Here is a 14,801-nt window from a genome sequence, read left to right on the forward strand (position 1 = left end):
TTCAATCGATACATCATCCTATCCCTCAGCCTGCTTAGTTACGCTTAAAGGTTTCAGTTTGTATCATTCACTGATGGGGTGGAGAAATGTATTTTCGTTATGCGTTTAAATCAGTTAAGGCCGAATAAAGGGGATTGGGGTATGCTCTGCCATTCATTGATTTATACCCCAATGCTGGGCGGTTTATTTGAGCGGGATGTTATGAAGCTGCAGGAAATAGATAAAACCTTGTATCGTAAAAACATGAATTTATTCATTGTTATTCTAGTTGTTAGCTTAGTCGTGTTATCACTGATTTTTGGTACTGGACTCATTGCGCTGTTTGGGGCAACGCCAGTGCTAGGTGAGCCAACAGGTAATTTTCACTTGAATCTCTTAGGCGTAATTTTCAGTCTGGGTCTGTGTAGCGCCGTGATTTACAACTTAAAAGACCGACCTTTTTTCAGCGAAATTTATTATGTGTGGCAATTAAAGCAACTCCATAATCGTATCTATCGCAAGTTGATAAAGATTAAAGCCGCTGCGGCGCAAAATGATGTGAATGCTTTGATTATATTGCTTTTTTATTACACCAGCTTAAGACAAGTGTATGTACTCGATGATAATACGCTGACCTTACCGGCACTGACTCAAGATCTTAATCGTTTGAATGCGCAAATCGAGAGCTTAGGCCTATTGCTTTCGCCCGAACAATTTACGCCTGAACTGCTGACGCGTCCTTTCTGATACTGATGAGGCAAGATGAGGATCGCTCTTCACCTTGCCATATCTAGCCCTTATCTTTTCTTTGTCGTCCTTGCCCAGAATGAGGTCAGCGAGTTTCACTTAGGTGGCTTGTTGGGCTCTTTGTAGTGTGAGTAACCACTTGCCATAGATGTAAATTCCTACCGCTGAGATAGTCCCTATGGCGGCGATGATGTACCACGCCATGCCAATGTTATGGCTGTGGTACAGCAATTGGGTGAGATCGTGTGCGTTTTCACCTGTGTAACTCACCAAGGTAGTAAAGGCTTCACCTTGAGGAATGGCGCTGACCTCAGTGCTGTTCATACCGCGCTCTAGCAATAAATCCCGCGAAAACAATTCCTTTGATGCATAAATCTCGTAGAGTTTAGGGCCAAAGTAGCCTTCTAATCCCCAGCCGATCCCTTGGGGCAACATCACAAATCCCAAGTACATGGCTTTTTTGCCTTCGGGAGCAATATTACCCATAAACTCGTTTTTCTTCGGGCTAATCATCATTTCGCCAATTGAGAACATGGCAATCGCGAATACGATAAACCATGCCGCATGGAAAGCACCGATAAACACAAAAGCTAAAATACTCAGCAAACAACCAATAAACATAGCGGTAGTAATACGGTATTTAGCCGTCAGCGCCGCAACGATAAAGCAGCAGGTCATAATCAGGCCCGCATTGAGGTTGAGCATGCCTTCTGGCATCACCTTAGTGCCTTCGTTATTGAGGCCAAGCCAAAATTGCAGAATGCCGTTGCTGGTGCCTTCGCTGCCAAAGAGGGAGGTGACGATTACGCTGGTATCGACCCATTCGGAAATATGGATAGGCAGCACATCGAATAGGGCATTGAACAAGAACCAAAATCCTGAAAAAACGAGCATATAGTAGATTACAATCGGCTTTTTCAACTCGCGCCAAGCATCACGCCACAGGGATTCTTGTTCGACTTCACCCGATTTTATTTGCTTATTGCGTTCCAGTCGCTCGGCTTTACCAGGCTCGGTATAGGTGAGTAAGAATAAGAAGTTGAGTGAGATAATTGCGGCGCAGGCGAAAAATACATTGTCCCACGACAATTGGCGCATATGCACAGCAACTAAAGGCCCGAGGAAACCGCCAATGTTTACAACTTGGTAAAAAATGCCCCAAGCCATTGAAGTGTTGTTGCGATTAGTGGACAGCACTAAGGTGCCTTGAATGCCCGGTTTAAATATCCCTGTGCCTATGGCAAGGAGTAATGCACCGACAAGGAAGCCCCAAAAGCTGGGGAAGAATGCCATGACGAGATAGCCAAAGATTTTAATGATGGTGGAGCCGAAGATGGTTTCTTTGTAGCCCACTCGGTCAGACATGCCACCGGTGAACACGGGCACAAAGGTTTGCATGATCGCCCAGAGGGAAATAATAATGCCGTAGTCACTCAGGCTGATCCCAAGGCCGCCCGCAGACTCTGGCGCTTTAGCGTACAGTCCAGCACTGGCTTTAACACCGTAGTAGGCGATACGCTCGACTAATTCCATACCGCCAACTAACCAAAACACATAACCTAAGCTAGTAATGGAGGCCCACATGCCGAGCTGTTTGACTTCTCGCAGATCGTTGCCTGCATTTGGACTATTTTGACTCATGTCCTTCCCTTATTATTGTTATTGAATTTATTTCTGTTTAACCCATTAATTATCAAAAGCTTAAATTTATAAATTTAATGATTTCATCTTGCTTAAATACGTTAATGGGCTTGCTTGAACGGATACTTTACCTAATTCGGCCTTAAACACCAAAAAAGTAGCAGAAAATGATGAATTAACCCACATCTGTTATTGAACTGTACTGAGTTTGTCATTTGGCTGAAATTGGACTGTTTCTGCTTAAGTCATTGTGATGATTAATCTTTATTGTTAATTATTCACAATGAACATGCTTTGAGTTCTCGCTATTTTTAGGTACAATCCATTGTCGCATTTTTGTTCACCCGATCATTTTTCTAGATAGATACGACTCTAGCCCCCCTTTTTGTGAGAAACGCTAATGACAGCAACAACATCTAATCATGCTCCTGCGGATATGAGCTTGCTCGAGGCGCCGATTGCGAAGCTTTTTTGGCGCTATACCATACCCACCATAGCCTCTATGTTGGTCACGGGCGTATATGTGACAATTGATGGCATCTTTGTTGGCCACTATTTAGGTGAAACAGGGCTGGCGGGGATGATGCTAGCTTACCCTGTGGGCGCGATTTTATACGCTATTGGCGCCATGATAGGTATGGGTAGCGCGGCATTAGTGTCAATCAATCTTGGCCAAGGTAATGTAGTCAAGGCCCGTAAACTACTGGGTAATGCCTTTACGTTATGTTTATTAACGGGATGCTTTTTTGCCCTTGTTGGTGGGATATTCTCGCGAGATATTTTGGTTGCCCTTGGGGCGCAAGGTGAGATGCTCGAAAATGCTAACGAATACTTATTCTGGTATTTTGCACTGTGTCATTTCCCCATAATTTCAATGACCTTCACCACACTGCTGCGTAATGATGGCAGGCCATCCATGGTGACTTGGGTGCTGATTTTGGGTGGTGTATTAAACACTTTCTTAGACTGGCTGTTTATTGTGGTTTTCCCCTTTGGTTTAGCAGGTGCAGCGATTGCGACTATGTTGTCGCAGGCGGTAACGGGGCTTTTGTGTTTACAGCATTTTTTCAGTCCGCGCACTCAGCTTAAAATCACTTTTGAGCAGATGAAGCTCAAGCTCGATAATTGCCTTAATATAGCCCGCGTTGGTTTCCCCAGCTTTTTGATGAATCTGTATTTGTCGATAGTGTTAACCTTGCATAATACGGCTTTTTTGTGGGTTGGCGGTCCATTACATGTGGCCGCCTATGGTGTGGTGAGTTACACCGAAGCGTTTTTCTATCTGATTTTTGAGGGCATTGCGCTTGGTACTCAACCCATTTATAGCTTCAACGCGGGAGCTGGGCGTTTCGACAGGGTTAAACAAGCGCGCAATATTGCCTTTGGTATGACGTTACTTACCGCAGCTTTAGGTTTAGCGCTGATTTATTCTCGCCCTGAATGGTTAGTGTATTTGTTTGCCGGTGATAATCCGAATTTAACACCAGTGGCGATTGAAGGTATGCGCTGGTATTTTTGGGGCTTGCCTATGGAAGGCTTAATCTTAGTTGGTGCGAGTTTCTTCCAAGCGATTAATTGTTCGAAACAAGCTTCTATGCTGACGGGCGCTAAGCTTATTCTTATCGCTGCGATTATCTACTGCTTTGCATGGGCGTTCGGCGTGATTGGTGTGTGGGTGTCGCTCGCGACCTGTAGCACTATCTTGACGATATGGATGTTTTACGCCATGAAGCGAGTCGAGGCACGTCTGCATTAATCCTTGCTTTGGTTTGTATTGGTTTCGCCTGATTTATTGACAAGACAAGGGGCGAGGCAAGTAACCTGTAGCTGTGGCATAAGTGTTTAGTTTTACGTAAATTTTACAATTGGGGTGATTAATGGCCCCGATTGTAATTGCCCACATATCTTTCGTCGTTAAACATGACTTAGGGCTAGCGTGGGATGATGGCCTCTGGTACATTTCGCTGGTTTAATCTGCAATCAAAAATGACTTATCCAAGCGTGCTGTTGAGCCGAGGCTATAGCCCTCAATTAACAGACTGAGTTCGCTTAGGCTTTTGGGTCGATTGATTGTTGATATGACTGGGTATTGAGCCGAATGACTCGCTCGTTGATTTTAGTAATTTATGTTTTATGAGGCCCTTATGCGCACCACTGCAGTCATTTCTATGCTGTTGCTTGGCGTGTTAACGACAGTTAATGCCAGTGCCAAAGAGAATGAGTTAGTGTTTGCCAGCGACTTCGAAGGCAATCGTTTATCTCAACCTTGGTCGTGGATCATGGGTTGTCAATTTGAAGGCGCTGAACCTCACACAGGTGAAAGTGCGCTGCTTTGCGTCGAAGGCAATAGCAGTATCGTCAGTAAGTACCCTATTTCTGAAGCGGGTCTATTAGAGTTTTGGGTCAAAACCCAGAATACTCAAACCCAATATCGAATCAATGTATTGACCTCTCCGGTATTAAAGCTCGATGCCCAGTGGCAGCATGTTGCTTTAATCGATATCACCCCTGGGGCTAACGAATATTTAGCACACCGAGTGTCTATTGATGATCCGAGTCGCCAATATATCCGTCTTGATATTGAGGCCATTAATGGCCCTATCAGTTTGGACGATTTGAGCTTAGGCAAAATTCGCCTTGATATGGCCCTGCAAAAAAATGAGCAGAAAATTATCGGCGGGATTTTAGATAAGCTGAAAGCTGACAAGAATTACGAAGTGCAGTCTGAGTCCTTTCGTACTTTAGGTAAAAATTATGCCGCCCAGCTCGAGAGCCAAAGACAATACCTCGAGTACTCGAATGCTATTTATTCAAGTATCACCTTTGTGTTGGCGACGTCTGAGCGCAATAAAATGTCTAACCCTATGGGATATAACACTTTTAGGTCGGTTTTAACTGACGCTAAACGTGTGGCATCGCCTCTCCAACAGGCGCGTTTAGGCTCTATGGTGAAACCCTTTGGTGACTTAGCTACTGCCACCTTAAACGTGGTCAGTGCCGGTGCGTATTCCGCCTTTGCCGAACCCTTTAAGTCATTCTTAGCGGCGACTTTTGATCGCTCTAATTATGACAACAGTGACTTAAGCCGTAGTGATAAAAAGTTTGCTGAAGAAAATGGCCTGAAAATTTATCAGCAGGCCGAACGGTTTATGTCTGAAATCGAAAAAGAACTGCAACAAGTCACTGCACTCGACAATGATTTAGTCAGTATGCAGAAGAACTTAGATAATTTCCGTAAGGATCTCGATAAGCATCTGCGCAGTTACTTACAGCATGCCAGTATTGCCCGCACACCTGAAAATTACAGCCGAGTGATGAGTAAAGACGAGCAGGCACGCGCGCTGGTGATTGCCGAGGCGAGTGCCAATATCAGTGCTAAAGCTGAGGCGCTATTGGCTTCGAACAGCAATGCAGAGTTAGTGCAGTACATGATTAAAACCACTGAGAAGATTGATGAATTTCAAGAGTTCAAGGAACGTTTTAATCAGATCACTTCGGCCATGCTGACCTTCTACGACAAATTTGAGCGCTCAATTGCCGCCGAGCAAAACCCCTTTACCGATCCTAGCGATCGCGCCGTGTGGGAGCAGCACGCCAAAAGCGCCCGTAACTACATTCGCCAGTCGAAGGAAGCGTTCACTAAAGCCTTTATGTAAAGGATTGTTGTAATTAAGTGGTAGTAACGGCCTAAAATTATGGCGATTTTTCTATTTTAGGTTTGGAGTTATCAAGGATAAAACAGGTAGTCAGAATCATTTCTGTTAGTGGGCAAGGATGATGAGTAAACCCTATACAACAACTCGGTTTGACACAGATACCGCCACAATGGCGATATTTGATCCCGCGGCATTAACTCATCGCTGTGAAGATACGGCTGATTGGTGGTCTGTGCCGAGTGACGAAATTTTGGAAATCAATCAAGGTCATGTGCTATTCGTAGGACTTGGCGCCGATGGCTGTTATGAGGTTGAAATTTTCCGTAAGCTAGGTGAGGCTGGGCTCAATTCGAATTATCTCTCTGCAAATTTAACAGTATTGTCAGGGTGCCTGTATATTGGCGCCGCCGAGCAAGTTCCAGCAGGAGATCTTGGGCCTGAAACAACCTATGGCGGCGCTTTAATTTATGCTGTGCGAGGGAATATTGAGGTGAGAGTGTATCGGCTTACACCCCATAAACTGGTGGTTGAATATGAGTCAACCTCAGAAGATGTACTAAACGAGTTTACGTCTAGCCCATTACTTTAAGCGGCTTACTTTATTCGCTACCATTTTTAATCCCTATACGGGCTGTTAAACACCAAAGGTAACTTGTTAATCATCAGGGGTAAAAAAGCAATTTAACATTATGAGTTCTATGATGAATAATACTAAATGGCGCGAATGTATGACGCTGTTAGCTTCTCGTCCTGTGTATTTGCAACTACAGTTGGTCGGTGAAGAGGACTTTCCTCTCGATTATGAAGCCTCAAATCAAGTGTTATCCGAGATCATGGCTACTGATTGTCTTTTTGTGCAAAGGTGTATTCGCTATAAATCCATTAACGCGATTAGAATTGCGAAAACCGTTTTTCCTGCCGGTTTGGCGGATGACAATGTATTTCTGCTTGCTGAATTAAAAATCAGATTACAGCAACTCGGCCAGTTACCACTAATTGAAGACGATCAGTTTATTGTTATTCATGGCTATCATGACCTCATGGTTTGTTGAATCCAGAGCATCTACACTGGCTTACAACACACACCATATCTTAAGTTCGCTCTGCGATGGAGTTCATAGACTTCACAACCTAACAATGGCTCAGTTCTATTAAGAACTGCGCCAAAACGTTCAAAGTAGTCTTCATTAACTTGTTTTGCACTGATAAGTGGTACTTCAATACTGACATCTACACGACCTTTACGTATCAACGCTGGGTCAAGATTATCAGGATGATTTGTGGTCATTATTACAAGGCAGTCATCAAGAGGAATGATTCCGTCTAACGCGTTTAGAACGCCACCTAAAGTGAGTGGTGGGTTATCTACATTGCTTTCAGCAGTTCGTGATACCGTCGCCTTTACACAGTCACAGTCCTCTATTAACAACATAGCTCCGGGCGGTACCTTTCTAATCGCCTTATGAATAGTGGCATCATTTACAGTCGATAGATTCAATATGTATAGATCGCGATGATACTCAACAGCTAAGGCTCTCGCTATACCCGTCTTACCAGTACCCGTTTTTCCATGTAACAGTATGGTTAGCTTACTTACAACCGATTTCCCTCTACTTGCGAAGTTATCAACTTCTCCCATCAACTTCTGCTTAAACTCTTCATCTAGCACTAATTCACTAAAACCCGATGATTTCAATGTGCCATAGCGACACCATTCGGTTTCTTCGAAAATATTAACTTTCGGCTCTGTAGATATGTCTCCACGAGTATCTTCTAAAAAACTATATAGTTTATCTTTTGCCCACCATGGTGCACTTACAGTAATAGAATCGTATGCCATCGTACTATCGACCTTAGATCGGGTAGCCAACATGAAACAACCACCGTATTTAAACAGGTGCATACCGTAGCCGATAGATTTAACACTGACACGCCCGTCGTAACTCACACTATAGTCATAGTACACAGCCTCAGAGATAGAGCGTGAAAAAAACGGAATGGTAGTATTACTGATCAAAAAGGACAGTTTATTGAATACCTCTGTGCGCGCCTGATGGCTATCGTCTATAGTGAGCCGCACAAACAGCAGACTACTGAGCCAACTTAACAGCTTCGCGGGGACATCTTTTAGCATGTAGCCTACGAGTCCAATTAACGTAAATGTTAATACTCCAACAATGACAGCCGTCAACAAAGGATCACCATTGGTGAGCGCCTTTATTTGTAGTAATACCTCGTTCATTTACTCACCTTTACTATAAATGCCTCATGGACATAATCGAGAATACTATCAACCGAGTCGAGGATACTACCAAGGTATCCTCAGTATGTGCGCTATCGCACGTGGTTAAAGCGACTTGATAAAGATCCCCTGCTTATCACTAACGATTGTCTTAGAACGTAGTTATATCACAATGTAAATCAACATCTTAATGTTGGGTTTGTATTTAAGCGTCACTAACGTACGCAGATAAATGTTAGGGACGGCGCCGTTCATCAAAGAGCAGGATGGAGCGGCCCTGCATCCACGGATTGACTTGAACAACATCCGTGTTTAACTGCCAGTTCGCCATCTGATAGGCAGGACGCCTGAATGTCGTGCAATGCAGGGATGCATGAGAACGGCCATGGCTCTCGTTCATAAGCTTAGAGGCCCTAGGTTTCTATTCACCGAGTCGGCGAGTGAATGCCATGGCAAGCCTGTAAACTGTTAGTCAATAAACGTTAATTGGTAAGCTGTGTTAGTGGTTTATCAGCCTACAACTCAAATATCATTCAGCGAAGTCTCAATAAGAAAGCCGCTAATGAAGGCGGCTTTTGTGTTTCGATTATTCCATAACCCTTGAATTTTCTTGGTTACATTAAATCTCGAGGCATTAGAGCAAATACACGTTCAAGCTGCAGGCGCCGTGGGCGCCGACGACGAGGGCTTGTTCGATATCGGCGGTTTTTGATGGACCCGCGATAAACACCCCGAACTCACCTGAGGCTAACGTGATTTCTTTAGCTGCCTGATGTAGGGTCGGCACAATCTTATTCGTTGGCAGGGCTAAGATCAGGTTTTCACAGATAAAAGGTGTCACTCTGTGGCCTAGATTCTTATTGTTAACCCAAATGGCACCGTTTTCGGCAACGCCAATGTCACCTGGGATCACTGCATAATCTATGTTTTTGAGCTCGTGGGCAGTGGGTGGCATTTCACGGTTTGCCGTGACACCCTCTACAAGGGAGATGACCTGTAACCCTTGGGCGATAAGTTCATCGACTTTGGCTTGCAGGGCTTTGATGCCACCTTCTTTATGCAGCGTACCCGCGACAGTATTGAGGTTGGTCTCGAATTGGCCGACGAGATTTTCTACTCTTGGCGTCACATCTATGCTTGGCATAGGATGATTTGTTAAGGCCGACAGTTTGAGCGCATTGAGAATTTCAAGTTTACTAGACATCTTATAGGCTCCTGTGTTTCTTAAACCAAGCTTCGAAGCTGGAGTTCGGGGCAACGGGCAGTTCACGGTATTTACCCCATGCACCGCTAAAGGGTTTTAACAGACTACCCGGTAGAATGCGCAGCGCAGTTCTCGCCACACTCATAGAGCAGTTCAGCATGGTTTCGCTTGCCATAAATTTACCCACTAATGGCATGTAACTGTTTTTGCCATAGGGGAGTTTTCCGGCTTCAGCCTTAAGGCGTCTGTGGTGGAAAATAATCTTATCGAGCGGCACCTTCGTTGGGCAGATATAGGTACAGCTGCCACACAAGGTACAGGCCCAGGCAATCGAGTTAGTGTCATCAATCTTAGCGCCCACTGCGATACCAATTGGGCCAGGTATGGTGTAGTTGTAGCTGTAACCGCCGGAGCGACGATACACAGGACAGGTATTGAGGCAACCACCACAACGAATACACTTCAATGATTCTGCGAGGATTTTATCCTTGAGCATCTCAGTGCGGCCATTGTCGACGATAATAATGTGCATCTCACCTTCGGGCTGTGGGCCACGGTAAAAGGCGCTATAAGTCGTGACAGGTTGGCCTGTGGCGTTGCGCGCCAGTGTGCGTAGCAAGACGGCTGCGCTATCGATATCGGGCACCACTTTGTCGATGCCCATTGAATGCAACTGCAACTTAGGCAGGTTAGCACCCATGTCGGCGTTGCCTTCGTTCGTGCAGACCACCACGGCGCCTTTATCGGCAATCGCCATGTTCACGCCTGTCATCGCGGCATCGGCGCTAAGGAACTGTTCACGCAGGTGGGCACGGGCGGCGCGGGTTAAATACAAGGGATCGGCTGCCCCTGCTTTAGTGCCGAGTTTCTCATGGAAGAGTTCGCCGACTTCTTCCTTTTTCATATGGATAGCAGGCACGACTATGTGTGATGGTGGCATTTTGGCGAGCTGAATAATCCGCTCACCTAAGTCGGTGTCTATGACTTCAATGCCACGTTGTTCTAAGTACGGATTGAGGTGACATTCCTCGGTCAGCATAGACTTAGACTTCACCAACTTTTTGACTTTATGGCGGGATAAAATGTCATGCACGATACGATTGTGCTCTGCGCCATCTTTCGCCCAATGGACTTGTATACCGTTGGCGATACAGTTTTGTTCAAAGGTTTCAAGATATTGAGCAAGATGGGTTAGCGTGTGGAGCTTAATTTCTGAGCCAAGCTGGCGCAGTTGTTCCCATTCTGGGATGCTACCCGCGGCGCGGTCGCGTTTTTCTCTGAGCATCCATAGCGCTTTTGAATGCCAGTCGACACGGGTTTCGTCGCGGCAAAAAATATCGGCTTTATGGGCATGGACTTGGGAGCCATTAGCTCCGTGATTATGATTGTAAGCCATGGTGAGTCTCCTAGATCGCGGCGTTTAGCACTTGCGCTATGTGGCGAATTTCAATCGGCAATTGCTGTCTGCGGATCATGCCATCGAGGTGCAATAGGCATGAGGGATCAAAACCCACCACATACTCAGCACCCGTTGCGGCGTGGGCGTGGGCTTTGTCTTTGCCCATTTTGGCCGACACTGCGCCTTCATCGACGGCGAAGGTGCCACCAAAGCCGCAGCATTCGTCACGGCGGTCTGGATACACTATGTCTATGCCTGCAATATTGGCCAATACAGCTTCGACTTTGTTGAATCTTGGCCCCATTTGCTCACTTGGGGTGGCAAGGCTTAACATGCGAATGCCATGGCAACTTAGTTGCAGGCTTACCTTGTGCGCGAAGGGCTTTGTAAAGGCTGGGATCGGCGCGATATCGTGTAAAAACTCTGTGAGTTCATAGAGTTTGTTGATCACAGCTTGTGCTTCTGGGCTGCTATCAAACTCGTGGAAGTTTTCTTTGGCGGCCACTAAACAAGAGGCGGCAGGGCAAACAATAGCGTCGCATTCCACTCCTTTAAAGGCGTTGAGCAATTTAAGGGTGGTACTGCGTGCTGCATCGAAGCAACCCGAGTTTGTCATCGGCTGGCCACAGCATGTTTGACCCGCGGGCAGAATCACTTGGTGCCCGAGTTTCTCTAATAATTCCAAGGTGGCAATCGCGACCTCTGGCATCATTTGATTGACTAGACACGGGATGAAAAGGGCGATTTTCATTGTGTTTTCTCTTTCTTGTTAGTGAACGACATTGCCTTGCAGTGTGACCCAATATCCACACTAATGCTAAGGTAGTTGATCAAATATAGGCCTATCTTAGCGGAATAAGTAGCCCTAATTTAGTAAATGAGCTTGTTGATTTTTTCAAAAATGAGAATATTTTAACTTGATGATTATATTGATTTTAAAATGTATTTATTCAGGTTTTAAATTCTCAAAAAATACTTAATGACAAATAAATGAGAATAGTTCGCTTATATAAACAAACGGGGCTAAAAATAGCCCCGTTGTTTACTATTGTCATACCAGATTAGCGGCTGCACTCTTCGAGCAGATAAGCTAAGTGGCGGTATGAAATGCCGCTGTGTTGGGTCAAACCGACTTCGCACATACGGTTGGCGTAATAGCCTTCCTTAATCTCGACAGGAATGAGCTTTTTGATATTACGTAGTGCGCTGGCGTTGATTTCAGGCTTATACAAGCCTTTTTCACCCGCGTAACCGCAGCAGTCAATTCCCGCAGGTTTGAGCACTTGTGCAGAGCAGGCATCGGCGATTGCTTGCATCTTAGGTTCAAGTTTCATCTTGCGTGCGCTACAACCTAAGTGCAGTGCCACATTGACTTTTTTGCTGATGTTGAGCTTAGTCAGTAGCTTGTCGTGCATAAACTCAACTAAGTCGATAATTTGTACTTTTGGATTACCTGACAAAGTGCGGTAAGTGCAAGACAGGGCATCGACGATCACTGGCAGCTTGCCACCATTGATCATCTTGCTCACTGCATCGATAAGTTCTTGGCGTTTGGCATCGGCGTTTTTAAAGTCGCCCTTAGATTCCCACATCTGGCCGCAACATAAATCGCGGGTTTTTTCTGGTGTGATGACGTTATAGCCAGCACGTTCCAGCAGCGTGACGACCACCTCTGGCAAAGTGCGGTTATCGGGATCTTTTGGCGTCGGACCAAAGGTTCTGCCGCCGCAGGCTGGGAAGTAAACCACTGTTTCTTGGCCAACTTTAGCGGGGGATGGTTTTGGCAATTTGCCGCCTTTCGGGAAATCGGGGTTCCAATAAGGCACTTCTTTTGAAATCAAACGGCCGGTTTTCATTAGGGCACTGGTAATGTTATCGCCAGTGATCTTGTGGATCACGCCAAGCATGTCAAAACCTGAACTGATAACCTGGTTAACTGCGCCAAAGTGTTTGGCTTGGAAATCTAAGACTTTTTGTTCAGTAGTGCTGATGTACGGCGTGCGCAGTTTACGCACCAGTTGGCCCATGCTGTTATCCACTGGGCAAGCAATAGTACAAAGCTGGCAGGCGGCACAGGTATCAACTACATCGTATTTAGCGGCGGCGCGCATTTCTGCTGCTGCGGCTTTATCACCGGATTGTTCTAAACGTTCGATTTCACGCAGAGTCGCAATACGCTGACGAGGTGAGAAGTTGAGTGCTGATGTTGGGCAGGTTTTTTCACAGAAACCACATTCGATACACTTATCAACAAAATCATCGACCACAGGGCAGGGCTTGATGTTTTTAACGTGGACATTGCTATCGTCGTTAAGAATAACGCCTGGGTTTAGAATACCCTGTGGATCAAATACTTGTTTGATGCTCTTCATCAAAGTGTAAGCATCTTGTCCCCATTCTTTTTCGACGAACGGCGCGACAGCACGGCCAGTACCATGCTCGGCTTTCATTGAACCGTCGTACTTGTTAATCACCATGTCGGCAATATCATCCATAAAGGCATGGAAACGATCGATATCGGCTTGAGTCGAGAAGGTGGGGGTAATGATAAAGTGGAAGTTCCCCGCAAGAGCATGGCCATAAATACAGCCTTCAGGGTAACCATGTTTATGGAAAAGCTCAGTGATATCGTGCGCCGCAGCAGCAAGGTGCTCTAGTTCAAAGGCCACGTCTTCGATGATAACTGAGGTTCCCTTTGGACGCTCACCACCTACAATCGGGAACAAGCCTTTGCGCATTGCCCAGTATTTGTCATAAATCGCTGGATTAGTACTAAATTCCATTGGGCGGATAAAGTCAAAACCGGCGAGTTTCGCGGTGACATCTTGAGTATAATTATCTAAGGTTTTGTCGTCATCAGCACGGGATTCTATCAGTAGAATAGCGGATAGGGCCGGCAATTCTGATAACCAATCTGGCATGCCAGGCTTGCCCGTTACTGCTTTGATTGATGGCCAATCAAGGAGTTCAGCCGCAGAAACGCTTTCACCGTTTATCAGTGGTATGGCTCGTGCGGCATCTTCCATATTATGGAATACGGCCATAGCTGAGGCTTTAAATTTAGCTTCATTCACTGTGTGATAAGTGACTTCATTAATAAAGGCTAAGGTGCCTTCCATCCCCACCATTAAGTGGTTGATGATGTCAAATGGGTCGGTAAAATCGAGTAACGAATTGATGCCGTAGCCGGTGGTATTTTTAATGGAATACTTTTTACGAATTCTGTCCGCTAACACTGTGTTATGACGAGTCATGTGCGACAGTTCTGTCAGCGCATCCAGTATTTTTCCATGGGATTTAACAAAGGCAGCTTTTGATTTTTCACAGCCAGTATCGAGTTCAGTACCATCTGCAAAAAGAAGTTTCGCGGAAGCGATAGTTTGGTAACTGTTTTGCGCTGTACCACAGCACATTCCCGAAGCATTGTTTGCCACAATACCACCAATTTTGGCGGAGCCTATGGTGGCGGGATCGGGACCAATTTTGCGGTTAAGCGGCGCGAGTACGGCGTTAGCGTCGGAACCAATGACAGCAGCACCTAAGGTGATCTGTTTGGCATCGCTACTGACTTCAATCTTTCTAAAACCATCATGGCCAAGGATCAACAAAATACCTTCACCGATAGCTTGGCCAGATAAACTGGTTCCAGCGGCCCTAAACGTGACGGGTGCATCATGCTTACGGGCAACGGCTAATGTGAGCTTTACCTGTTCTAGGGTTTCTGCATGGACAACCACTTCTGGGACTATCCTGAAGTAGCTTGCATCGGTGGACCAGGCAAAACGGCGAACGGGATCATCCGTCACGGGATGATCACCTAATTGCGTTCTTAGATCATCGATGACCAGTTTATAGTTAATCGACATAGCATCACTCTCTTTATTAATAGATTAAAGCCGAAGTCACTGGGAGTGACTTCGGGCATTCAATAAA

Annotated in this window: 11 protein-coding genes; 5 read left to right on the forward strand and 6 right to left on the reverse strand. The window is 45.6% G+C overall.

Features of this window, described 5'->3' with window-relative positions:
• Nucleotides 1–201: 201 nt before the first annotated feature.
• A complete protein-coding gene (locus L5M38_RS10770; RefSeq protein WP_263179096.1) occupies nucleotides 202–726 on the forward strand; it encodes a DUF3087 domain-containing protein in 525 nt (174 codons plus the stop codon).
• Nucleotides 727–825: 99 nt separating this feature from the next.
• Here L5M38_RS10770 and L5M38_RS10775 read toward each other — a convergent pair whose 3' ends face one another.
• Nucleotides 826–2,367, reverse strand: a complete 1,542-nt coding sequence (locus L5M38_RS10775; protein ID WP_263179083.1) for an MFS transporter — start codon at nucleotides 2,365–2,367, stop codon at nucleotides 826–828.
• 400 nt (nucleotides 2,368–2,767) lie between these two features.
• On the opposite strand from L5M38_RS10775, the gene L5M38_RS10780 reads away from it, so the two are divergent.
• From L5M38_RS10780 to L5M38_RS10795, 4 genes are all read left to right on the forward strand, one after another.
• The gene (locus L5M38_RS10780; protein WP_263167191.1) at nucleotides 2,768–4,123 is read left to right on the forward strand and encodes an MATE family efflux transporter; all 1,356 of its coding nucleotides are present in this window, start codon (nucleotides 2,768–2,770) and stop codon (nucleotides 4,121–4,123) included.
• Between the two features lie 388 nt (nucleotides 4,124–4,511).
• Entirely contained in the window at nucleotides 4,512–6,023 is a 1,512-nt protein-coding gene (locus tag L5M38_RS10785; protein WP_113941018.1) for a hypothetical protein, read from the forward strand.
• A 121-nt stretch (nucleotides 6,024–6,144) separates the two neighbouring features.
• Nucleotides 6,145–6,612 (forward strand): DUF6386 family protein, encoded by a 468-nt coding sequence (locus L5M38_RS10790; protein ID WP_251071031.1) that lies wholly within the window; start codon nucleotides 6,145–6,147, stop codon nucleotides 6,610–6,612.
• Between the two features lie 109 nt (nucleotides 6,613–6,721).
• Complete coding sequence (locus L5M38_RS10795) at nucleotides 6,722–7,075, forward strand: hypothetical protein (protein ID WP_242068336.1); 354 nt, start codon at nucleotides 6,722–6,724, stop codon at nucleotides 7,073–7,075.
• An 11-nt stretch (nucleotides 7,076–7,086) separates the two neighbouring features.
• Here the strand turns inward: L5M38_RS10795 and L5M38_RS10800 are convergent, their stop codons facing one another.
• The 5 genes from L5M38_RS10800 to L5M38_RS10820 all read right to left on the reverse strand — a co-directional run bounded on the left by L5M38_RS10800 (nucleotide 7,087) and on the right by L5M38_RS10820 (nucleotide 14,734).
• Nucleotides 7,087–8,265 (reverse strand): AAA family ATPase, encoded by a 1,179-nt coding sequence (locus tag L5M38_RS10800; protein ID WP_263169960.1) that lies wholly within the window; start codon nucleotides 8,263–8,265, stop codon nucleotides 7,087–7,089.
• A 634-nt stretch (nucleotides 8,266–8,899) separates the two neighbouring features.
• Nucleotides 8,900–9,469, reverse strand: a complete 570-nt coding sequence (locus L5M38_RS10805; RefSeq protein WP_028760696.1) for a lactate utilization protein C — start codon at nucleotides 9,467–9,469, stop codon at nucleotides 8,900–8,902.
• A gap of 1 nt (nucleotide 9,470) precedes the next feature.
• Nucleotides 9,471–10,865: a lactate utilization protein B gene (locus L5M38_RS10810; protein WP_113941021.1), complete on the reverse strand. Its 1,395-nt coding sequence runs from the start codon at nucleotides 10,863–10,865 to the stop codon at nucleotides 9,471–9,473.
• A gap of 10 nt (nucleotides 10,866–10,875) precedes the next feature.
• Nucleotides 10,876–11,619: a (Fe-S)-binding protein gene (locus L5M38_RS10815; RefSeq protein WP_263179085.1), complete on the reverse strand. Its 744-nt coding sequence runs from the start codon at nucleotides 11,617–11,619 to the stop codon at nucleotides 10,876–10,878.
• A 310-nt stretch (nucleotides 11,620–11,929) separates the two neighbouring features.
• Nucleotides 11,930–14,734: an FAD-binding and (Fe-S)-binding domain-containing protein gene (locus tag L5M38_RS10820; RefSeq protein ID WP_263179086.1), complete on the reverse strand. Its 2,805-nt coding sequence runs from the start codon at nucleotides 14,732–14,734 to the stop codon at nucleotides 11,930–11,932.
• Nucleotides 14,735–14,801: the final 67 nt, after the last annotated feature.

The organism is Shewanella sp. SM101, assembly GCF_025654465.1.
GTDB lineage: Bacteria > Pseudomonadota > Gammaproteobacteria > Enterobacterales > Shewanellaceae > Shewanella > Shewanella oncorhynchi.

Coding starts and splice junctions, on each gene's coding strand:
- L5M38_RS10770 (WP_263179096.1), top strand. CDS start 202: ATGAAGCTGCAGGAAATAGATAAAACCTTGTATCGTAAAAACATGAAT.
- L5M38_RS10775 (WP_263179083.1), bottom strand. CDS start 2,367: ATGAGTCAAAATAGTCCAAATGCAGGCAACGATCTGCGAGAAGTCAAA.
- L5M38_RS10780 (WP_263167191.1), top strand. CDS start 2,768: ATGACAGCAACAACATCTAATCATGCTCCTGCGGATATGAGCTTGCTC.
- L5M38_RS10785 (WP_113941018.1), top strand. CDS start 4,512: ATGCGCACCACTGCAGTCATTTCTATGCTGTTGCTTGGCGTGTTAACG.
- L5M38_RS10790 (WP_251071031.1), top strand. CDS start 6,145: ATGAGTAAACCCTATACAACAACTCGGTTTGACACAGATACCGCCACA.
- L5M38_RS10795 (WP_242068336.1), top strand. CDS start 6,722: ATGATGAATAATACTAAATGGCGCGAATGTATGACGCTGTTAGCTTCT.
- L5M38_RS10800 (WP_263169960.1), bottom strand. CDS start 8,265: ATGAACGAGGTATTACTACAAATAAAGGCGCTCACCAATGGTGATCCT.
- L5M38_RS10805 (WP_028760696.1), bottom strand. CDS start 9,469: ATGTCTAGTAAACTTGAAATTCTCAATGCGCTCAAACTGTCGGCCTTA.
- L5M38_RS10810 (WP_113941021.1), bottom strand. CDS start 10,865: ATGGCTTACAATCATAATCACGGAGCTAATGGCTCCCAAGTCCATGCC.
- L5M38_RS10815 (WP_263179085.1), bottom strand. CDS start 11,619: ATGAAAATCGCCCTTTTCATCCCGTGTCTAGTCAATCAAATGATGCCA.
- L5M38_RS10820 (WP_263179086.1), bottom strand. CDS start 14,734: ATGTCGATTAACTATAAACTGGTCATCGATGATCTAAGAACGCAATTA.